General features: G+C 51.8%; 25 protein-coding genes. 6 read left to right on the top strand and 19 right to left on the bottom strand.

Features of this window, described 5'->3' with window-relative positions; all coding sequences use genetic code 11:
- Positions 1–19: 19 nt before the first annotated feature.
- From CHM34_RS10355 to CHM34_RS10340, 4 genes are read right to left on the bottom strand one after another with little or no spacing between them, the layout of a single operon-like run.
- A complete protein-coding gene (locus tag CHM34_RS10355) occupies positions 20–796 on the bottom strand; it encodes an enoyl-CoA hydratase (protein ID WP_094264511.1) in 777 nt (258 codons plus the stop codon).
- The gene (locus tag CHM34_RS10350) at positions 793–1713 is read right to left on the bottom strand and encodes a hydroxymethylglutaryl-CoA lyase (protein WP_240511964.1); all 921 of its coding nucleotides are present in this window, start codon (positions 1711–1713) and stop codon (positions 793–795) included. The genes CHM34_RS10355 and CHM34_RS10350 overlap by 4 nt, the downstream gene beginning before the upstream one ends.
- 33 nt (positions 1714–1746) lie before the next feature.
- Complete coding sequence (locus CHM34_RS10345) at positions 1747–1965, bottom strand: acetyl-CoA carboxylase biotin carboxyl carrier protein subunit (RefSeq protein WP_094264549.1); 219 nt, start codon at positions 1963–1965, stop codon at positions 1747–1749.
- 6 nt (positions 1966–1971) lie between these two features.
- Positions 1972–3312 (bottom strand): acetyl-CoA carboxylase biotin carboxylase subunit, encoded by a 1341-nt coding sequence (locus tag CHM34_RS10340; protein ID WP_094264548.1) that lies wholly within the window; start codon positions 3310–3312, stop codon positions 1972–1974.
- Positions 3313–3640: 328 nt separating this feature from the next.
- Between CHM34_RS10340 and CHM34_RS10335 the strand changes: the two genes are divergently transcribed.
- Positions 3641–4114, top strand: a complete 474-nt coding sequence (locus tag CHM34_RS10335) for an N-acetyltransferase (protein ID WP_094264510.1) — start codon at positions 3641–3643, stop codon at positions 4112–4114.
- A gap of 63 nt (positions 4115–4177) precedes the next feature.
- On the opposite strand, the gene CHM34_RS10330 is transcribed toward CHM34_RS10335, so the two are convergent.
- Both CHM34_RS10330 and CHM34_RS10325 read right to left on the bottom strand, forming a co-directional pair.
- Positions 4178–4798, bottom strand: a complete 621-nt coding sequence (locus CHM34_RS10330; RefSeq protein WP_094264509.1) for an RsfA family transcriptional regulator — start codon at positions 4796–4798, stop codon at positions 4178–4180.
- Between the two features lie 195 nt (positions 4799–4993).
- Positions 4994–5767 (bottom strand): enoyl-CoA hydratase/isomerase family protein, encoded by a 774-nt coding sequence (locus CHM34_RS10325; protein WP_094264508.1) that lies wholly within the window; start codon positions 5765–5767, stop codon positions 4994–4996.
- Positions 5768–5999: 232 nt separating this feature from the next.
- Here CHM34_RS10325 and CHM34_RS10320 point away from each other — a divergent pair, with 232 nt between their 5' ends.
- Positions 6000–6227 carry a DUF2626 family protein gene (locus CHM34_RS10320; RefSeq protein WP_094264507.1) on the top strand — a complete coding sequence of 76 codons (228 nt, stop codon included), beginning with the start codon at positions 6000–6002 and terminating at the stop codon, positions 6225–6227.
- 61 nt (positions 6228–6288) lie between these two features.
- On the opposite strand, the gene CHM34_RS10315 is transcribed toward CHM34_RS10320, so the two are convergent.
- The 6 genes from CHM34_RS10315 to CHM34_RS10290 all read right to left on the bottom strand — a co-directional run bounded on the left by CHM34_RS10315 (position 6289) and on the right by CHM34_RS10290 (position 11108).
- Positions 6289–7425, bottom strand: a complete 1137-nt coding sequence (locus CHM34_RS10315; protein ID WP_169713690.1) for a class I SAM-dependent methyltransferase — start codon at positions 7423–7425, stop codon at positions 6289–6291.
- Between the two features lie 20 nt (positions 7426–7445).
- Positions 7446–8414 carry a cysteine synthase A gene (gene cysK, locus CHM34_RS10310; RefSeq protein WP_094264505.1) on the bottom strand — a complete coding sequence of 323 codons (969 nt, stop codon included), beginning with the start codon at positions 8412–8414 and terminating at the stop codon, positions 7446–7448.
- Positions 8390–8710 carry a rhodanese-like domain-containing protein gene (locus tag CHM34_RS10305; RefSeq protein ID WP_240511963.1) on the bottom strand — a complete coding sequence of 107 codons (321 nt, stop codon included), beginning with the start codon at positions 8708–8710 and terminating at the stop codon, positions 8390–8392. Before CHM34_RS10305 ends, cysK begins: the two co-directional genes overlap by 25 nt.
- Before the next feature lie 82 nt (positions 8711–8792).
- Entirely contained in the window at positions 8793–9323 is a 531-nt protein-coding gene (gene resA / locus CHM34_RS10300; RefSeq protein WP_094264504.1) for a thiol-disulfide oxidoreductase ResA, read from the bottom strand.
- 244 nt (positions 9324–9567) lie between these two features.
- Positions 9568–10281 (bottom strand): cytochrome c biogenesis CcdA family protein, encoded by a 714-nt coding sequence (locus tag CHM34_RS10295; RefSeq protein WP_094264503.1) that lies wholly within the window; start codon positions 10279–10281, stop codon positions 9568–9570.
- A 188-nt stretch (positions 10282–10469) separates the two neighbouring features.
- Complete coding sequence (locus tag CHM34_RS10290) at positions 10470–11108, bottom strand: TlpA family protein disulfide reductase (protein ID WP_169713689.1); 639 nt, start codon at positions 11106–11108, stop codon at positions 10470–10472.
- Between the two features lie 366 nt (positions 11109–11474).
- Between CHM34_RS10290 and CHM34_RS10285 the strand changes: the two genes are divergently transcribed.
- Positions 11475–12251, top strand: coding sequence for a sporulation protein (locus CHM34_RS10285; protein ID WP_094264501.1), 777 nt, complete (start codon positions 11475–11477; stop codon positions 12249–12251).
- Positions 12252–12389: 138 nt separating this feature from the next.
- On the opposite strand, the gene CHM34_RS10280 is transcribed toward CHM34_RS10285, so the two are convergent.
- Positions 12390–13004, bottom strand: a complete 615-nt coding sequence (locus CHM34_RS10280) for a hypothetical protein (protein WP_094264500.1) — start codon at positions 13002–13004, stop codon at positions 12390–12392.
- Between the two features lie 260 nt (positions 13005–13264).
- On the opposite strand from CHM34_RS10280, the gene CHM34_RS10270 reads away from it, so the two are divergent.
- Positions 13265–13537, top strand: coding sequence for a GH25 family lysozyme (locus tag CHM34_RS10270; protein ID WP_094264498.1), 273 nt, complete (start codon positions 13265–13267; stop codon positions 13535–13537).
- A 208-nt stretch (positions 13538–13745) separates the two neighbouring features.
- Here CHM34_RS10270 and CHM34_RS10265 read toward each other — a convergent pair whose 3' ends face one another.
- Complete coding sequence (locus CHM34_RS10265; protein ID WP_240511962.1) at positions 13746–14387, bottom strand: MBL fold metallo-hydrolase; 642 nt, start codon at positions 14385–14387, stop codon at positions 13746–13748.
- 230 nt (positions 14388–14617) lie between these two features.
- Here CHM34_RS10265 and CHM34_RS10260 point away from each other — a divergent pair, with 230 nt between their 5' ends.
- A complete protein-coding gene (locus CHM34_RS10260) occupies positions 14618–15193 on the top strand; it encodes a YhcN/YlaJ family sporulation lipoprotein (protein ID WP_094264497.1) in 576 nt (191 codons plus the stop codon).
- Between the two features lie 72 nt (positions 15194–15265).
- On the opposite strand, the gene CHM34_RS10255 is transcribed toward CHM34_RS10260, so the two are convergent.
- From CHM34_RS10255 to CHM34_RS10240, 4 genes are all read right to left on the bottom strand, one after another.
- Positions 15266–16450 (bottom strand): cell wall-binding repeat-containing protein, encoded by a 1185-nt coding sequence (locus tag CHM34_RS10255; RefSeq protein ID WP_240511961.1) that lies wholly within the window; start codon positions 16448–16450, stop codon positions 15266–15268.
- 172 nt (positions 16451–16622) lie between these two features.
- On the bottom strand, positions 16623–17696 hold the full coding sequence (locus tag CHM34_RS10250) for a sensor histidine kinase (protein WP_094264496.1): 1074 nt from the start codon (positions 17694–17696) through the stop codon (positions 16623–16625).
- A complete protein-coding gene (locus CHM34_RS10245) occupies positions 17693–18382 on the bottom strand; it encodes a response regulator transcription factor (protein ID WP_206093788.1) in 690 nt (229 codons plus the stop codon). The genes CHM34_RS10250 and CHM34_RS10245 overlap by 4 nt, the downstream gene beginning before the upstream one ends.
- A gap of 188 nt (positions 18383–18570) precedes the next feature.
- A complete protein-coding gene (locus tag CHM34_RS10240) occupies positions 18571–19026 on the bottom strand; it encodes a pyridoxamine 5'-phosphate oxidase family protein (RefSeq protein WP_094264495.1) in 456 nt (151 codons plus the stop codon).
- Positions 19027–19342: 316 nt separating this feature from the next.
- Here CHM34_RS10240 and CHM34_RS10235 point away from each other — a divergent pair, with 316 nt between their 5' ends.
- Positions 19343–19525 carry a DUF2197 domain-containing protein gene (locus tag CHM34_RS10235; RefSeq protein ID WP_094264494.1) on the top strand — a complete coding sequence of 61 codons (183 nt, stop codon included), beginning with the start codon at positions 19343–19345 and terminating at the stop codon, positions 19523–19525.
- On the opposite strand, the gene CHM34_RS10230 is transcribed toward CHM34_RS10235, so the two are convergent.
- Positions 19522–19821 carry a hypothetical protein gene (locus CHM34_RS10230; RefSeq protein ID WP_094264493.1) on the bottom strand — a complete coding sequence of 100 codons (300 nt, stop codon included), beginning with the start codon at positions 19819–19821 and terminating at the stop codon, positions 19522–19524. The two genes, CHM34_RS10235 and CHM34_RS10230, sit on opposite strands and share 4 nt — an antisense overlap.
- Positions 19822–19859 lie beyond the last annotated feature (38 nt).

The following is a 19859-nucleotide window of genomic DNA, read 5'->3' as shown; positions in this document are numbered from 1 at the left end:
ATTTACCTCCTCCTCGAGGCTATTCCCCCAAATAAATCGGTTTTCTTTTCTCCTTAAAAGCGTTCAGCCCTTCCAGACGATCCTTCGTCGGGATCAGCATTTCATAAGCCTTTGTCTCCATAGCCAATCCGGTCTGCAAATCCGTCTCAAATCCGTAATCGATGGCTTGTTTGGCCTGGGACAAGGCCAGAGGGGCGTTTTCGTTCATCACGGAGGCCATTTCCAGTGCTTCCTTCATCACTTCCCCGCCGGTCACCACTCGGTTGAGCATGTCGAACTCCATCGCTTCCTGAGCGGTTACGCGCCGGGCTGTAAAGATCAGCTCCTTCGCCTTGGCTTTACCGATCAATCGGCTCAGCCGCTGAGTCCCTCCGGCCCCGGGGATGATACCCAAAGACGTTTCCGTCAGCCCGAATACAGCGTGTTCGTCGGCAAGGCGAATGTCACAGGCCAATGCCAACTCCATCCCTCCGCCCAGAGCGGCACCGTTGACGGCGGCAATCACCGGTTTCGGCAGGCGGGCAACAGCGTTAAAGGTCTCCCGGATCGTATAGATATACCGGCGCACCTGGTCCTCGGTAAAACCCCGCCGTTCCTTTAAATCCGCCCCGGCACAAAACGCTTTTTCGCCGGCTCCCGTGATCACGACCACCCGCGTGGCTTTGGAATGGACCAGCTCTTCCGCCACGCGGCGCAATTCCTCCAGAGCCGGGAGGTTTAACGCATTGTGGACTTCCGGGCGGTTCAATGTGATGATCGATATGCCTTCTCTCCGCTCCCATTCAATCACATTCAATCTGCATTCTCCCCCTTCTTTTTCTCTGCGACAGCAATCTCGCTTTGCAACACTTTTGAAGGCAACGGTTTATCCAGCTCTGTCTGGATCATCCGGCTCACCTCGCACAAAGCTTCCAGATTGACACCGGTCCGTACTCCCATCCCCTCCAACATATAAACCAAATCTTCGGTGGCTGCGTTTCCAGATGCCCCGGGGGCATAAGGACATCCGCCCAGTCCGCCGAAAGCGCAGTCCAGCGTGGTCACTCCCTGTTCCAGGCAAACATAGGCGTTGACCAGAGCCGTTCCCCTCGTATCATGGAAATGACCGGCCAATCGGTCCGCGGAAAACCATCCTGTAAGGGCTTTCAATTTCTCCTTTACTTCACGGGGAGTGGCCACACCGATGGTATCCCCCAGGGAAATCTCGTAAACGCCCATTTCAAAAAGACGTTCACAGATCGCCGCTGTATTCTCCAAGGGAACTTCTCCCTCATAGGGACAGCCGAATACCGTCGACACATATCCCCGCACCCGCTTCCCCCTGGACGCGGCCAGATCAGTCACTTCTTCCAGGACGGGAAATGTCTCCTCAATGCTTTTGTTGATATTTTTCCGATTGTGAGTTTCGCTGGCGGAAAGAAAAACGGCAAACTCCTGCACCGGGGTGTCCAACGCCCGTTCAAGCCCCTTGCGGTTGGGGATCAGAGCTCGATAACAAACTTCTTCCTCCTGGGGAAGGGATTCCGCCAGTTCCCGAGCATCGGACAACTGCGGCACCCACCGGGGATGAACAAAGGAGGTAACCTCCAACTCCTTCAAACCGGCCCGGATCAACATTTCCGCCGCTTTTTTCTTGACGGAGGTGGAAAGAATCTTGTCTTCATTCTGCAATCCGTCTCTCAATCCCACTTCCACAAGCTTGATCTCAGTCAATGTCGGAGCCCCCTTTCCCAACAACGGTTCACCTTACTCATCCTTCAACTCGATCAAGACGTCCCCGTCGCTGACAAAAGCGCCGACCTCCGTCTTGACGGAGGCGACTATTCCCGTTTCTTCCGCCTGCACCGGCACCTCCATTTTCATCGATTCCAGGATCGCTACATCCTGCCCGGCTTCCACCCGGTCTCCGTTACCGACCAGAATTTCAAGCACGGTACCCGCCATCGTTGATTGAACGGTTTTCATCATTTTTCACTCCTTCCGGTTGATCCGTTCCAAAAAAGCCGTATCGTATTGGCCGCGAATAAAATCCGGATGGTCCAGGATCTCTCTGTGTAAGGGGAGATTGCTCCGAATGCCTTCCACCTCGAAGGAAGCCAGGGCCTTCCGGCTTCGGGCGAGGGCTTCTTCCCGATCTTTTCCGGCGACAATGCATTTGGCAATCATCGGATCATAATAAGGGGTCACCTGATTTCCCTCTTCGACACCGGCGTCGACTCGGACCCCCTCTCCCCGGGGTACGCTGAATCTGTGGATCGTTCCCGGCGAAGGCAAATAACGCACCGGATCCTCAGCGTAAATCCGGAATTCGATAGCGTGTCCCGCGGCCTGCACCTCGGTCTGGTCGAAGGGAAGCTCTTCTCCGGCGGCAACATCCAGCTGTAAAGCGACTAAGTCCAACCCGGTGATCATTTCCGTCGCCGGATGCTCCACCTGCAGCCGAGTGTTCATCTCCAGAAAATAAAAATTTTCGTCGGGATCCACCAGGAACTCTACGGTACCCGCCCCGGTGTAACCGACAGCCCGAGCCGCCTTTACCGCTGCTTCGTGTAACCGATGGCGGGTGTCCCCGGAGATGGAAGGGGATAAACTCTCTTCCACCACCTTCTGATTCCTTCGCTGAATGGAGCATTCCCGTTCAAACAGATGAACGGTATTCCCCCGGGAATCCGCCAATACCTGAACCTCCACATGGCGCGGCGAAGGAATAAAACGCTCCAAAAACAGCTTTCCGTCACCGAAATAGGCTTTCGAACGCCCCTGAGCCGAGGAAAAAGCCTTCTGCAATTCTTGCTCTGAATCGAGAACGTGCATGCCGATCCCGCCTCCTCCGGCACTCGCCTTCAGCATGACGGGATACCCGATGCGGTCCGCCTCTTCCGCGGCCTCTTCCAGGGTGTCGACACCTCCGACCGTCCCGGGAACCACTGGAACGCCCGCTTCCTCCATCACTCGGCGCGCTGTCACTTTATCCCCCATACGATCCACCACTTCCGGATGGGGGCCGATAAAGACAAACCCCTCCTCTTTCACCCGCCTGGCAAAAGTCGCATTTTCCGACAGCAGGCCGTAACCCGGATGAACCGCGTCGGCCCCGGAATCTTTGGCTGCTTTCAGTATCGCCTCGATATTCAAATAACTCTGAGCGACAGGTGCGGGCCCGATGCATACCGCCTCATCCGCTTCCTTGACGAAGGGAAGATCTTCGTCCGCCTCGGAATAAACGGCGACAACACCGATCCCTTGCCCCCGGCACGTCTTGGCAATCCGACGAGCGATTTCCCCTCGGTTGGCAATCAATACCTTTCGAATATTCATCATCCACCTCGCATCTCTCTGTTTGAATCTCGGCGCTTACACGCCGGACGTAGAAAGGGATCTCCCGGTTCGGCTCTTGATTTTGGAGACGAGCCTCAATTGTGAGATCCATAAGAATCATTCGACAAATTTTGCCCGGAATCCTGCCCCTGCCGTCAAGTTATTTTCGTATCAACGTAGTCAGATGTGGTTAATCAACCATATGTTGAGTGAGGGTGTCGTTCCGCACTATTCAATCCCGTTGGGCAAAAAAGTCTCCATCATGTATAATAAAAGAGAAAACCGTTTACGGTGGATGGTCTGGGAAAGGAGCGGCTGATCGATGAACGAACCGAAAGTGGAACGGTTAAAGATTAACTATAAGACTTTGGAAGAGTTCCAAAAATTCCGCGAGTACGGATTGCAGGAATTGTCCATGCTGGAAGACTTGCAAGCCAATATCATTGAAAATGACAGCAATTCACCCTTTTACGGAATCTACGTGGACGGCAAACTGGTGGCTCGCATCAGTTTATACCGGATTGATGGAAAATATGACCGCTATTTCGATCCACCCCAGGATTACTTTGAACTCTGGAAGCTGGAAGTCCTTCCGCAATTTCGCGAGCGGGACTTCGGAACCGCCTTGGTCACCTACGCCAAAAGCCTCGGCCTTCCAATCAAAACCAACGCCCGTTGCCGTTCCGACGAGTTTTGGTTGAAAATGGGTTTTCAGCCCGTCAACTACAACCCCGTCAGGGATCGCGGCGAAAACCCGTATGTTTGGATCCCCTCGGGAGTCCAGCTCCAACGCTGAATCCGTTCCATCCAAGCAGCGGAACCCGCCCTGGGTCCAGGGCGGGTTCCTTACTGACCCTTGTCAATCGATCCGTTCCAGATTTCCGTTGGATTCCATTCGAAATTTGGATTTATTAACGGACTCCTCGGCTTCCTCTTCATCCAAGAGAGCCAGTTTTCGGGCGCGATCCATGATCTGAATTAAAGCTTTGTAATCGTCATTAACAACCCGATAATCCGTTTGCACATGACTAAGGCGGCTTTTCATCTCATCGTTCTCTCTGGACAGGGTTTGAATTTGCTCCTCCTGTTCCTCAATCTCCTTCTCCAGCTCTGCCTGCCGTTTCCTCATCTCCGCCACTTCCGCTTTATGCTGACGCAGATAACGGATGATAGCATCCAGCGAACTTCCGCGATCCTGGCCCAGGCTGAGACCTTCCTCCACTCGCATTCGGGAGTGAGACCCGCGCTCCTGACTCCTCTTCTGACGCTGGGATTTAGCGATCTGGATCGCCGCTTCATATTTTTTGCGAACGAGACTATTCCAACGGAACCCGCAGGCAGCGGGTGTTCGTCCCAGTTTCTCCGCGACCTCTTCAAAAGCATTCAACTGAGTGCTCCCTTCACGAATGTGGCGAAGGGTGACTTCTGCCAAAATCAGATCATCATCCGGTGTCCAAGCATCTTGCCTTTTTACAGCCATAAGTGGGAAACCTCCAATCCGTAGATCACACCGAATCCACGTCAACTTCGTTTCGTTCTATCTGTATGCGTTTGCTATAAACCGTAGTATATGTAACTAGTAATTTTTATAACCGAATCCCCTTTCCGATATACGTCCATCCCCCAGCAGTAAAAACAGCCCCTTTACAGGGGCCTGCTTGATCATGACCATAGTCTAATTCTTTTTCTCCTTTCTTCGATTGAGAAACCCTTTGACGGCCTGAGTGTGTTCTTCCGATTCCCACAATTTTGAGCAATAGTCGCTTTCCATATCCACAAGCTCTCCTTCTCCGGCACCTTCCCTTCGTGCTTGATCGATGTCCAGATAGGCGCGTATGACTGGTAAAGAGCAATCCGTCAACTGTTTCACAAACCGACGGACCTCCCGGTGAAAGGAAGCGGCGGGAAACACCCGATGTATCCACCCCCGACGAAACATCCACTCTGCACTCACCTTTTCCCCGGACAAAAGCAAATACAAAGCCTCTCCCCGGGGGAGATCCTCCAACAGTCGAGAACCTCCGCCCCATCCGGTGGTAATTCCCAGCCGAGACTGAATAAAGCCAAATACCGCCTTCTCCGACGCCAAGCGAAAATTACAGCTGGCCGCGATCTCGCATCCTCCACCGACAGCGGCCCCTTCAACGGCGGCGATGGTCGGCTTACCGAAATTACGCAACTGTTCCAGGATGCTTCCCATCCGGCGCATCACCGGGTACACTTGCTCCCGGGTCGTCAACCGGTGAAACTCATCCAAATCCCCGCCGGAAACAAACGTCCGCTCATCCCCCGCAAAGACTAACGCCTTCACTTCGTCATCCTCCCGCCAGCGATCCAGCTGAAACTCCAACTCCTCCATCATGCGGGTATTCACTGCGTTTCTCACCTGGGGACGGTGGAAGATGATCCAGCCCGTTCCTGCCTCCCGTTCGGTTTTGATCGTTTTCATCCGTTAAGCCTCCCTGTTTCTTTCTTCCGTGAATTCCTGACCGTTTCTTGACACAAACTACTAACGCTTGCTCCCCGTTTTGACCGGCGGTATAATAAGTGATGACACAAACGGTTTTCCATCGGGAAAGCCGACCCGCGAACGGCAGAAGGGCTACCGCCATCGGAAAAGCGGAGGCCCGCTCCCGTCACCCGAGCGTCGATTTCAGAGGGCTAAAAGGAGTTGGCTACATATGGATCGCATGTTTCGCGTATTGGGTTTTTGGTGCCTGGTCATCGCCTTGATGTTTATGGCGGGCACGATGAATATTTTAGCCGGTTTGTTCTTCCTGCAAGCGGTGATATTTGCTGTATTGGGTTACATGAACTACACCGAACGTACTTACATGCTGTTGTTCGGCGGGTATATGGTACTTGCGTTTATCGGCATCGTCTACTGGTCTTATTTTCAGGTCGGTTGAAAAACCGGCGACGTACAAAAAGCTCCCTTTTCGGGAGCTTTTTTTGTGAAGATGGTAAGGTTTAAAAGGAGAGTTCCTCCAGCACCCGCAGAGAAGGGTTCTCTACCCCTTTCGACTGGATCAGCACCCGAAAGGCATCTCCCATGCCGCCGGGTTCAATCAATTGCCTGATATGACGGTTTCGGCGAGCTTCGGAGCTAAAGGGGTCCGGGTTTTCATGAGAGGTGAGTTCTTCCAAAATCCCCGCTTGGATCAAAAAACGAGGCTGGGTGGTATAAAGGAGGTTGTGCAAACCGGCCTCCCTCCCCCACCGTTGTAAAGCGGTGAAGTTCACGTGACTGGTCAGATCCGTCTCCCCCGGCCTTTGATAAATATCCGTGCAAAGCCGGTGATCTCGATAGCCGCGAAGGGTTCCCTCCCTCCGGGCGGGCAAGGAGAGCTCCTCAACCGTTCCTCCGTAATCGACGGTGAGGACAAACCCTATATCCAGCCAATCCGCCAACTCCTTGATCCAGCTCTCAGCCTCCAGATTCACCTCCGCCGTCGCCCCTTTCTCCAATCGCCAACCCATCTCGCTGAAATAGTCCGACAGTGACGATCGGGTAAGGGGGCCTTCCCGCTCTGTCAATCGCTCCTCGATTTCATCCCAACCGACATAAATCTCCGAGAGCTCTCCATTTTCATCCATTCGCACCCGGTGAACGGGTAAAGCATCCACCAACTCGTTGCTGATCAGGATAGAAGGGGTTCCCCGGGGAATCTCGTCCCATCGATCGATCCAATCGATAGGGAGAGAACACCCGGTTAGCCGGGAACGTTGTATTTCCCGGTGGTAGGGACTGGTTTCCATCAGATAATAACAAAAACGATGGGGATCGACCCCCTGACCGTGTAAGAAATGAAGGATCTGTTCCGCCAGACGTCCTTCTCCGGCCCCCATTTCCACCACCGACCACGGTTTTTCCGGTGGAAAGACTTTTTGCATATCACTGATGACCCGTCCGATGGAAAAACCAAAGGTGTCACCCACATACGGGCTGGTGTAAAAGTCCCCTTTCCGCCCGACCTTGGGCCTTTCCCTTCGGTAATAACCCCAGCGGGGGTGATAGAGGGCCAACTCCATGTAACGGCGAAAGGGGATCGCTTTTTCCGGAGCGGCATCCATCTCGTCGACCATGTACCGAATCAACGGATTCATCATCCATCCACCCTCCGGTCCTAGGCGAACAGATCCGTCGTGAGGTAACGCTCTCCGGTGTCCGGAGCCATACAGACCACTCGTTTTCCCTGACCGAGGCGGCGGGCCACCTTTAAAGCCGTCCAAACCGATGCACCGGAAGAAGGGCCGATCAGAATCCCTTCCAATCTCGCCATTTTCCGTGCCGTTTCCGCCGCGTCCTCGTCAGTGACGTGCATGATTTCATCATAGATTTCCTGGTTCAGGATGGGAGGAATAAATCCGGGACTCGTTCCGGGGATCTTATGGGAACCGGGATTTCCGCCAGCTAAAACCGGAGATCCTTCAGGCTCAACCACAGAGATGAAAATACCGGGAATCTTCTCCCGCAAAAATTCCCCCGTTCCGGTCACGGTCCCGCCGGTTCCGGCCGTGGTGACGAAGGCATCCAAGGCCCCCCCGGTCTGCTCCAGGATCTCCGGGCCCGTCGTCCGGCGGTGGACTTCGGGGTTGGACGGGTTTTCAAATTGCAGAGGCATAAAAGAATCGGGAATCCGGTTCATCATCTCCTCCGCTTTCCGAATCGCCCCGGGCATCCGCTCCCCTCCGGGAGACAGGACCACTTCCGCCCCGTACGCTTTCAAGATATTAATCCGCTCTCTGCTCATCGTATCCGGCATGACCAGGATTGTCCGATACCCTTTGGCTGAACCCACCAGGGCCAGTCCGATGCCTGTGTTACCGCTCGTAGGTTCCACAATGGTGGAGCCCGGCTTTAATTCGCCCGCTTCTTCCGCCGCCCGGATCATGTTGAGAGCCGTCCGGTCCTTGACACTTCCGCCCGGATTAAAATACTCCAACTTTACATAAACCTCGGCGTCCTCCGGTCCGGTCAGGCGATTCAACCGAACCAGCGGCGTCTGTCCCACTAGATCGGTGATTCGATCCGCCGGTTCCGGCCAGGGGTCCACCGAAGATTCCCGGTTTATTTCTCCACGGGACCGTTCCATTCCAACATGCCTCCCTTCAAATTGAACAAACGGGAAAATCCTTGATCCGCCAATATGTTGGCCGCGATGACGCTGCGTCGACCACTCCGGCAGATGAGAAGAATATCCTCCCCTTTTCGTGACTCCAATTCCGACGCTCTCTCCTCCATCTCATCATGGGGAATATGGATCGCTCCGGGTATATGCCCCGCGTTATACTCCTCATCTGTACGGACATCGACAAAGACATAGTCCATGTGTCGTTCATCATACATCCGGCTCAATTCTACGGCTTCCACATCGGTATACCTTTTCACCTCAGCCGACCTCCCATCGAATTCATTCCATACCTATATGATAACACGCATTTTATCTTGTCGAAATAAGAAAGGCCCGTCCTTATCGGGCCAGAGCCTCCCGCACATATCCTTCAATCTGTTTTTCCTGCATCTGACCGGAGTGCTTTCGAACCACTTTTCCTTCTTGATCGATCAACAAAGAAGAGGGAATCGGTCCGATATCGTACTGGTTGGTCACTTTGCGATCCCGGTCCAACAGGATCGGAAAATCCAGCTCCAGCTGACGGGCGAATCCCCGGACAGAAACAGGCGCCTCGGCAATATTGACGGCCACCACCTCAAATCCCTGCTCTTTATATCGATCGTACACGTTCTGAATGGCGGGCATCTCATCGCGACAAGGTTCACACCACGTCGCCCAAAAATTGATCAGAACCGCTTGTCCCCGCAGATCGCTCAACTTCATCGTTTCCCCATCCAGTGTCTTCAGTTCAAAGTCGGGAGCTTTTTCTCCGACCTCGGGGCTCTTGGATTGCTTTCCGCTGATGGTCTGATACAGGGCGAACGCGACCATTCCCGCCATGACAACAAGAAGAATACGCCGGATCCAGTATCGCATTTGTTTATTCATCGATTCACCCTTTTAATCTCGCAAGTTTCTTTCTTTCTCCCGCCATGTTACAGTAGTCCTAGTTCCTTCAGAAACTTTGATCTTTTGATTCTTTACTGGGGGTGTTCGGGCTGGTAGGCCGTCTCCGATCTCCTGCAAAAAACGCAAAGGATCTACGCCGGCCTACCACCCTCCCAACTTAGTCACCAGATGGGGCACTAGCAATGGCTTCCGATCCATCTATTGCGGAGGTGTCCAGGGCCTTTTAAACGCCCTGAAAACCGCCGAACAGATCGGTCAGCCAAACGGTGATGATCGTCATCTGATCAAAATAAAGAAGGGCTCCGATCACCACCATCATGGCACCACCCACCTTCATCAGCCGATGGGAGTATTTCAGGATCCAGCGGGTCCGCCCCAGGAAAAAAGCCATCACAAAGAAGGGGATGGCAAAACCCAAGGTATAGGCGGTGATATAACCCAACCCGGCGGCGGGATTGGCCGAGGCCACAGCCAACACCGAAATCAAGATCGGACCGAGACAGGGGGTCCACCCTGCAGCAAATCCCAATCCGATCAGGGAGGAGCCCAGATATCCCCATCGTTTTTTTCCGATATCCAACCGTTTTTCTCTCATCATAAACTGCGGTTGAAAAATGCCCAGCAAAAACAGGCCCATCACCGCAACCAGCACACCGCCCAGCATGCGGATCGTATCCTGATACTGACTAAACCATTGACCGATCCAACTGACGGAAAATCCCATGGCGAAAAAGATTAAAGAAAAACCCAAAATGAAGAACAACGTGTGCAACATCGTCGCTTTTCTCATTTCAAAGGACTGTGAAGTCTCCTGCAACTGGCTGACCGATACACCGGTAATATAGGACAGATATGAAGGATACAAAGGCAGGCAACAGGGCGAGATAAAAGAGAGTACCCCCGCTCCGAAGGCCAGCCATAAACTGATATCCGACATGCGACTTCCTCCTTCCTCCGGGCCATGATCGAAGCGCTAACGCCTCTAGTGCCCCTTCAGGCAACCTTGATCTGTTTGATCCCTTGCTGGGGGCGGTCGGGCTGGTAGGCCGTCTCCGATCTCTTGCAAAAAACGCAAAGGATCTACGCCCACCTACCACCCTCCCAACTTGGTTCCCAGATGGGGCACTAGGAAGTTAGTTCCTTCATCAACTCTTCCAGTTGTTTTTCGCTCATCTCGCCCTGGATATGCCGAATCACTTTCCCTTTTTCATCGACTGCATAGGTTTGGGGAATGCCCACGACGCCATAGCTTTCCACGATTTCCCCGGTCTCGTCCAGTAAAACGGGGAAGGTAAACTCCTTTTCTTCCAGGTATGATTCCATTTTTTCCTTGTTATCTTGAATTGTCAAGTTGACCATATGGAAGTTCACTTGATCTCCGTATTTTTTGTAGGCTTTTTGAAGAAGGGGCATTTCCTTTTTACAGGGGGGACACCAGGAGGCCCACACGTTGATAATCGACGGTTTACCGTCATTGTCCGACAGAGTGACGGTTTTTCCATCCAGGGTTTTCAGTGTAAAGTCGGGAGCTTCAAAACCCTCAGCCGGCTTTGCCTCTCCCCCGGTCGGTTGGTTGGATTCATCCCCTTCCCGATCCGAACCTCCCTGTTCGGAATCGGATGTCGCCGCTGTTTTTGCATCGGGGGACGTCGATTGCTCCTTGGCATTCTCTTTACCGAGACCCGTGATGACAGCCCCCGCCACTGCCGCCACAATCACGGCGGAAACCAGAAGGTTGCGCCAAAAAGTTTTTTTGTCACCCACCGAATTCCCTCCAATCCTCCGCTTTGTATCGTTCATCCTTTTTGTCCGAAATCTCTTCCGTAACCATTATGGCGTAAATTCCGCCGCCATTATAAGAGCCCGTCATGGCGTTTCTGTTACACCTGTGTGAAAATGAAACCCGCTGAACAGTAACAGATTACTGCAAAAAAGACCTCCTTGTCTTATATTATTGGATGAAACCGAACATCAAAACCTCCGATTCGGGGCGGGAGAATGATTGCGTTTCCAGAGCGGCTCGGTTTCGAGAAAAGGAACCTATCAAGGACCGAATCCGTCAGAAAGGAGGACCGTCCTGCTGGTTATTATGGTAAGATATAGACATTCCACAGGAAAGGAGAAAAGAATTTGTTTCAATCAATCCTGGCTTCAATCGGAGTCGGCGCGGCAAGAATCGACCTGGTCCTGAATCAAGACGCGATCACCATGGGAGAAGCCGCCGAAGGGACGATCACGTTGCAGGGAGGGAAGGTGGAACAGCAAATCGAAGGTCTGACCGTCGATTTTTGCCTCGCCTCCCGTTTTGAAAAAGACGACGACACGGTTCACGTCCACGAAACCGTGGCACGAATCCCCGTCTCCCGGGAAACGTTTACCGTTCACCCTGATGAAACCAAAGAATTTCCTTTTTCGTTTGTCTGTCCCGAATACATCCCCGTTTCTTCCGTCACTACTCAGTATTATTTCCAGACGAATCTTGAGATCCAATCGGGAATCGACTCTCAAGACCGCGATTTTGTAGACGTTTACCCCTCCGGACTGCAAAAGAATTTCTTGGAAGGTTTTCACCATCTGGGATTCGTCCCGTATATGGAAGGTTATACAGGAAAAAAACGAAACCGTCTACAGATCATTCAATTTCAGCCGACCACATGGCTGCGCGGACAGTTTGACGAAGTGGTCTTTTCCTATCAGACGGATCTTACCCATCAATCGGTCAGCGGTTTTTTTGAATTGGACAAAAAAACCTCCGGTCTCACAGGCATGTTCGCCGATGCGATGGACCTGGACGAGCGCAAAGGCCGGTATTCGTTTGACGCCGATGACTTGGCCACCCCGGAACAAGCGGCGGAAACGATTCGGAATTTTATCATCCGTCATACAGAAGATTTAATCACGGGTTGATCCAAAAAGCGCCGTTGATCCAACGGCGCTTAAGAATGGGAAAAGGTTGTTTGATTGGGCTTTTCATCGAGGAAGCGGGCTTACTACTTCGTCCAACCCGCAATTTTAAGGAGGGGGTATATCCTATATAAGTATATTCTAATAATCCTTTATTTCCTTAGCCAATACTTCTCCTGTATAAGGATCAAGGGTCAAATTATATGCTTTTGAGTGTTTGTCATCGAAAATAACCGTATCCCACACCTCTTTATCACCTCCATAATAATCCATTCCATGTATAGAAATATCCGTATAATCAAAGTCGCTTTCGTCTTTAAACGCTTCCTTTACGATGTTCATAATTCCAGTACTATCTACCTTCCACTTGTCAATATGAATGATTCCCGGTTCAATTTTAGAATCACTGGGCTGTTCGGTGATTGCAAGGATTTTATTCTTGCGGGTATCAATGGATACGGTTAGGATATTAGCAACTTCCCCTGTTCGCTTGCCTCGATCATCCTTATACCATATTTTTACTTCGCCCTCGTGATTTTTGTCTAACTCCATGGTTATTTTTCCAACATAATATTTTCGATCCTCCCAATAATCATCCACATAAGGCTTAGCAAGCTGAACTAATTCCTTAGCGCTGTTTTGTTCATCTGGAATTTGGACATTAAGAGTTTTGCCTCCACTCAACAGATAATAAGTGATTAACGAGGCCAAAATGCCAAAAATCACAACTGAAATAATCAACTCTTTTTTTTTCAAAGTCCATCCCAACCTTTATCATTTGAAAATCGTTATTTGAGAATTTCTTTAAGTGGATCGCGATATTCATAAACATAATCCGAGTACTTCTTTTGTTTGGCAGGGTCCTCGGCGTTATACTTACCAACAACTTTCTTCTGCTGCTCCTTGGTTAGATCAGAAAAATCCCTATGATACTCTTTTCCAGCATAATAATTTAAAACAACACCAATGGTTTGTATATTAAATTCGGGGTCATTTGCTAATTTCGACTGCATTTCATGCGGAAACTGTCGATGAAAATGGAACAGTATGAGAAAAAACCTATTTTCTACGTCACTTACGATACATATGAAACCTATGTGAAAGGCCATTTCAAGGAATATGATCTCTGGATTAGGGATATTTATAAACATCCAAACCTGGAAAACCGCAGCTGGTTGATCTGGCAATACAGTAACAGAGGAAGAATCAATGAAATAGATGGTTATGTAGACATAAACGCATTCCGGGGAAATCGGGAAGCTTTTAAACGGAAGTTTCTCGGTGATTAAGGACGTGTCATTTGGAAAAAATTTCGGATATAGGTCTGTTGATTATCCAGAAACTAGATAGTGAAAAGGGAGTCGTGTTCGGCCAAAGCGACTTTTGCTATCCTACCCATCCAAAATAACTACAACCCCCGCTCCCATCCGGAAGCGGGGTTGCAAACACGTATTCCTTATCTCTGGCCGCCTTTACCACGACACATTTCTCAAGCGATCAATCCAGCATTCCTGTTACAAAAGGATTGCTCGCTTGTTCGCGGTCGATAGTGGTGACGGGACCGTGGCCGGAGTAGACGACGGTCTCTTCCGGCAGTTCCATCATGTAGTCGTGGATGATTCGCATCAGGGTGGCATGATCCCCTCCGGGGAGATCGGTGCGACCGATGGAACCGGCAAACAAAACATCCCCGCTGAAGACCATGGAATCCAAGGCGTAAGAGACACTCCCCGGGGAGTGGCCGGGAGTATGGGTAACGCGGAACGTTTGTCCCAAAAAGGAAAGTATCTCCCCTCCTTCCAGCAGATGTTCCGCCCTGCCGCACCGGACGGGATCCAGGCCCGGAAAGAGTCCGGAACCGTTCAAGTCCGGACTCTCCAGCCAGTCGGCCTCTTCCCGGTGTACGTATACCGGCGCTCCCGTCTTCTCCCGGACGGATTCCAGTCCGCCGATGTGGTCGAAATGAGCGTGGGTGAGGAGAATGGCCTGAACATTCAATTCCAGTTCTTTGAGCCGATCCAGCACTTCTTCGGGACCGGTGCCCGGGTCCACCACCAGGGCCTCCCGGGTTTCTCCGTGATAGATCAGGTAACAATTGGTCATCACCGGGCCCAAGGTAAAACTCTCCACTTGCAACAAAGAAAGACGCCCCCTCTAATCGTGTTTTTCTCCTCCATTCTACACAAAGAAACCGCCCCGACCCAAGAAAATCCCCGTTCCACCGTTTGATCAACCATTTATACCTATTCATGGGAAAAGGTACTCGCATCCCATGCACCGCAGGCTTCATTCCTTCACCGGGAATACATGCTTTCTTTTCCTTCCGGTTACACTACGCTTAACCACCAACCTGGAAAGGAAGGAAGGCCATGATTCGCATTTTGACACTCATTTGTGCGGTTGGTCTCCTGTTCGGCTGTCAACCGGCCAACAAGCCTCCTGCCAACGAATCGGCGCCCCCGAAGAATCAGGATGTTCCCCGTACGGAACGGGTGAAGCAGACGGCCCCCAACCGGAAACAACCCGATAATCCCCCGGCGGTCGCCGACCGCCTGGTTAAAATCGCCACCGACATGCCTCAGGTGGAAAGAGCCACCGCTGTCACAGCCGGTGGATATACGGTTGTAGGAATCGATGTGGACCCCACTCTGGACCGCGGCCGTGTCGGAACAGTCAAGTACTCCGTGGCTCAGGCACTTAAGGAAGATCCCCAGGGGGCCAACGCTCTGGTGACTGCTGATGTCGATACGGTCCAACGGCTGCGTGAAATGGCGGATGATATCCGAAACGGTCAACCGATCGGGGGAGTGACGGATGAATTGGCCAATATCGCTTCCCGGATTGTTCCCCAGCCCTCCAAAGAAGTCCCGAAACAAGAAGAACCGCCTTCTCGCGTCGAGCAGGAAAAACAAAACCAAACGCGCAACCCCAAACCAGCGCGTTAAAATCCGGTATCCAAAAAAGGCGGCTGTGGTACAGCCGCCTTTACGAATGGTTTTTTCTAGATAGGAAAACGGTTAATGTCCCCCGTGGCCCTCTCCGTCCTTTGAGGTGATTTCCAGTAGTTGATCCACCTCTCCTTGGACCTTATCGGTAATCTGTTCGTCGGAGCCGATCAGATATGCATGGTTATAGGGACCGACTGTAGGGTCATCTTTGAATGTCGGCCGTAGACTCATCAAATATGTGTGAAGAGCGTCCGACAGAGACTCGTCTTCCATTAAAAGCATTGGAGCGTGCTTCCCCAGATGGGCGAAAGGGGCGCTGGCGATGGCCGATTCGGTATGGGATACCCGGTTTAAAGTGATTCCGTGCCCCGGTTCCGTCACCCCCCACCCGAAGGAAGTGTCCTCATCCTTATATTTCGCGAAAGCGATGGCGTTTTCTTCAGGGGTTGGCCCACTGATCCGCTTAACTTCACCGTACTGTTCCAAATCCTTTTCCACGGAAGCGGAAACCGATGATTCCGGCCCCAGGATATAGATATTGGCTTTGTTTTTCCGTTTTTTCAGCGCATCCGCTGTTTCTTCCGGTACCTCGTCTTTCTTCAGATATAGAAGAGGCTCCGGCATGTGGGCAATCCAGTTGGCGGCGGGAAGGGTAAATGCGGGAGATTCCACGGATCCAACGATGACACTTTGCGGGATCTCTCCGCTGGCTTCTGCATAATACGCATCCAATTTTTCAGCCATATCCGCAGGGTTGTCGCCTTTGACCGTATCCACTTTCAACCCTTTATCTTTCAACTGTTGCTCGACCGAATCCGAAAAACGACCAGTCAGGATCACCTGTACTCCATGGTTGGATCGGCTTCCTGTCGGTTTCAGACGTTGAATCTCCTCCATGGTTTCTTCGGGAATCCGATCTTTTTCGGCATAGAGCAAAGGACCGTTATTCGGATGATGGATCAGAGTAGCAGCCGCCAAATGGGTTTCCCAATCCCCCTTCACACCGAGGAGAACCGTTCCCGGACGATTTCCCTTGTGAGAGGAGGGCCAGACGGTTTGGGACGTTTCCACAGCGACTCGGATCGGGTCATCCTGTTCAATGCGGGTTACGTTTTTAGTGTCCGTCGTAAGCCGAGTGCCCTCGTTCTTCACCTCCGTACTCCCGGAGTTACTGCCGGCGAAACAGCTGGTTAAAAACGAAACAAACAGCAATGTCATCCCGGTTACCGTAAGGAAGGTCTTTTTCACTTGCATCGCCTCTCCATCTTTTTATGCCCCTTCAACTGGATTTCCTGATGGGGCATTCGATTAATCTCCAGGCTACCCTTCACTTATGAAGAAACGATGAAGAAATGAAACCATGCTACGAGCCAAAAGGCATTCCGTGTGGAACCCAACCCTTCCTCACAACGCTTCTAAACCTTTCTCATTTTACAGGAAGGTCGATATTTATCTCAGTTCCTTTTTCTTTGTCACTCTGGATACGAGTGACTCCACCGTGAGACTCGACGAGTTTCTTCACAATGGTGAGTCCGATCCCGCTTCCTCCCTGTTTCCGGTTTCGTGAAGGATCTACACGATAAAATCGTTCAAAGACACGGGAGGTTTCTTCTTCGGTCATCCCTTCTCCGGTATCCGCTACCTTTAGGATAGCTGTGCCGTTTTCCTGTTTCGTTTGAAGGGTGACCTGTCCGCCTGGAGGAGTAAATTTCAACGCGTTAGAAAGGAGATTAACCAGAATCTGGGTGATCCGATGCCGGTCGACCCAGACAATCACCGTTTGGTTCGCCTCGACACATAAGTCCACCCCTTTTTGCATGAAGGCGGAATCCACACTCTGAGCCCCTTGCCGGGCAATCTCGGACAAATCCTCTTCCTTCCGTTGCAATTCAAAATCCGGGGATTCCACAAGGGTCAACTGCTCCAGATCATCCACCAGTCCGATCAGACGTTCGATCTCCCCGGCAACGGATTGAAGCCGTTCCGGAGTGGGCTCCCAAATCCCGTCTTCAAAGGCTTCCATATGGCTTTTCAAGGTGGCCAACGGGGTTCGCAGCTCATGAGCGATATCAGAGGTCATTTTTTTGCGCAGATCTTCCTGCTGTTGCAGCTCATGTGTCAAGTGATTGAGAGCATCCCCCAATTGCGCCAGTTCATCCTGTCCCCGCACTGGAACGCGGACGCCGAAGGATCCGGCGGCAATCTTCTCTGCCGCTTTTTTCATGGTTTCCAGCGGTGACGTAATCCGACGGGCCACCGCCCAGCTGAGAAACCCCGCCAGCAACACCGCACCTAAGGCCGTCCAGAGCAACGACTGGATTAACGCCTGCTCAAAATGATCATCCAGGCCGGATTGGTTTCCACCCTCCGATTTCTCCGCCTGATACATGGAAAAATGGTAATGGGTTTCTGCAATCGAAACCATGCTGGCCAAGAGAACGATACCGACAGCAACACCGACAAAAGCGAAAGTCAGACGCCGGCGCAGTGTTTTTTTCATGATTTTTCTCCGTCAAACCGATATCCGAAGCCGAAGACGGTTTTAAGATAAACCGGATGTTTCGGATCGGCTTCAATCTTGTTGCGCAGGTTTTTCATATGTTGATCAATGGTTCGGGCTTCCCCTTCATAATCAAAACCGAAGACTTTTTCGATCAGATCTTCCCGGGAAAAAGAATACCCCGGATGACGGGCCAACATTTGTATCAACCGATATTCAACCGGCGTCAAGTGGATCGGTTGTCCCTTTTTAAAGACTGTGTGCGCCTTTGTATCCAGGATCAGATCGCCGTCGTAAAACGAGATCCGTTCGGCAAGCCACTCCTCCCCGACACGTCGCAGAATGGCGCGCCCCCTTGCGACAATCTCGCGGGGGCTGAAGGGTTTGATCACATAATCATCGGCTCCCATGGAAAGACCGTCAATCCGGTGCTGTTCCTCCACTTTGGCGGTGAGCATCAAAATCGGTACACCGGATCGGCGGCGAATCTCCCGACATACTTCTTCCCCGGAAAGATCCGGCAGCATCAAGTCTAAAACGACGAGATCGATCGATCGGTTTTTCAAAAGGTCGAGAGCATGGGTTCCCGTTTCCGCTTCCAAGGTTTGAAACCCGGCATTCACCAGATAAGAGGAGAGTACGTTACGGATCTTCTCCTCATCATCCACAATCAGGACCGTTTTCACTGGATCCTCACCCGCCTTGCCCGTATTTCATTGCCTACGACCGTACAGCATAAGAAAATCCGGGCAGGGAGAACCCCGCCCGGATTTTCAGTCATCCCTCGGTCGACGATTGCCGGATTAAATATTCCGCATGCACGCTGATCATGGACCATCGATCCACCCCATTCCAAAGGGGTACGAGGAACCGGTTATCCGCGCCGAAGCGCATCCATCACTTGGCGATCCAATTTGTCGGCGGCTTCCTTGTCGTACGTTTTTACATAGCGGGGTTCCTCAACGATTTTTGCACCGTAAAACATCACATCGCGAACAGATTCCACCTCAATCGTGATTCCCGCCAGTTTGATCTGAGCCCCTTCGAGAGGCTCATGGCTCACCCGGGCGTTTCCAGCGATTGAATAAGTCGAATGGGGACCGATCACCGTCACCGTCACCCGGGGATTGGCTTTCACATTACCGATCATTCGGGAGCGGTGTCCCACGGCGATCCGCAGATTCCGATCATCGGGGGCGTACACCCAGGAAACCGCATTCACCACCGGTGTGTTGGTTTCCGGATCGATGGTAGCCAGTAAAACGTACTGTTCCCCTTTCAATTTGTTTAATAACGGCTCGCTCAATGTCTCTGAAATTCGTTCAGCCATTGGATATCCTCCTGTCTCTACCTTATTCGCCTCCGAAACACCCTCAACATCCAACGCTTTTCCCCTCGAAAGGGTCTGCTTGAAATCGCATGTGTAGTATACTACTTATGGATCGGAGTTCATAGCTGTGTCAAAGGAGCCGGAACCAACGCACCGCCCCGCCTTTTGGAGAAAGCCTCGGTTGGAAAGCGGGATTAACCGACCGGCAGAAAAAGATGGGTGGGGGGGCTGTTTCCCCCATCCGGTATGCGGGAAAACATAAATATTCCCGGATCCTCTTCCGAAAGAATCAAGTTGAAGGAAAGAAGGCGTCCATATGAAAGCATCTTGTATCTTGTGCGATTGTACCTTTTCCCCCGACCCCAAACAGGCGAAAAAGCTCCGTAAACACCCGCACCGGATCTTTCTCTGTCCGGAATGCCATCAGCGCATCCGCGAACGCACCCTGGCCCGGAAAAGCGCCGAAAAACAGCCATCCATCCGTAAAGAGAGGCATTAATCCGTTTCCGGCCCGTCGTCGAAGGATTGATTGTATTTGGGTTCGGATTCAATACTTACTAACAGTTGGTCCACCTGTTCCCGGTCATACCGTTGGGTATGCTCCTCTCCGTCGTGCCTGTAGAAAACGGTATACGCCTCTTCCGCCTTTGACACCCGGATATCTTCCACATGGTGGTCCTTCACCAGGATCTCTTCAAAGAACCTCGTGGTTTCCTCTGCGGAACGATCTTTGGGCCTTTTCTCCCACACCACTTTAATCTGCAGCCAGTTGAAAAGAGCCTCCTGCAGCCTCATTGTCTCTTGTCCTCCCCCATCCGTAGAAAATCTCCCAC

This window comes from Paludifilum halophilum (assembly GCF_002245355.1).
Taxonomy (GTDB): domain Bacteria; phylum Bacillota; class Bacilli; order Thermoactinomycetales; family DSM-45169; genus Paludifilum; species Paludifilum halophilum.
Note: the sequence above shows the minus strand (reverse complement) of the source record. Positions and strands in the feature narration are given on the sequence as shown.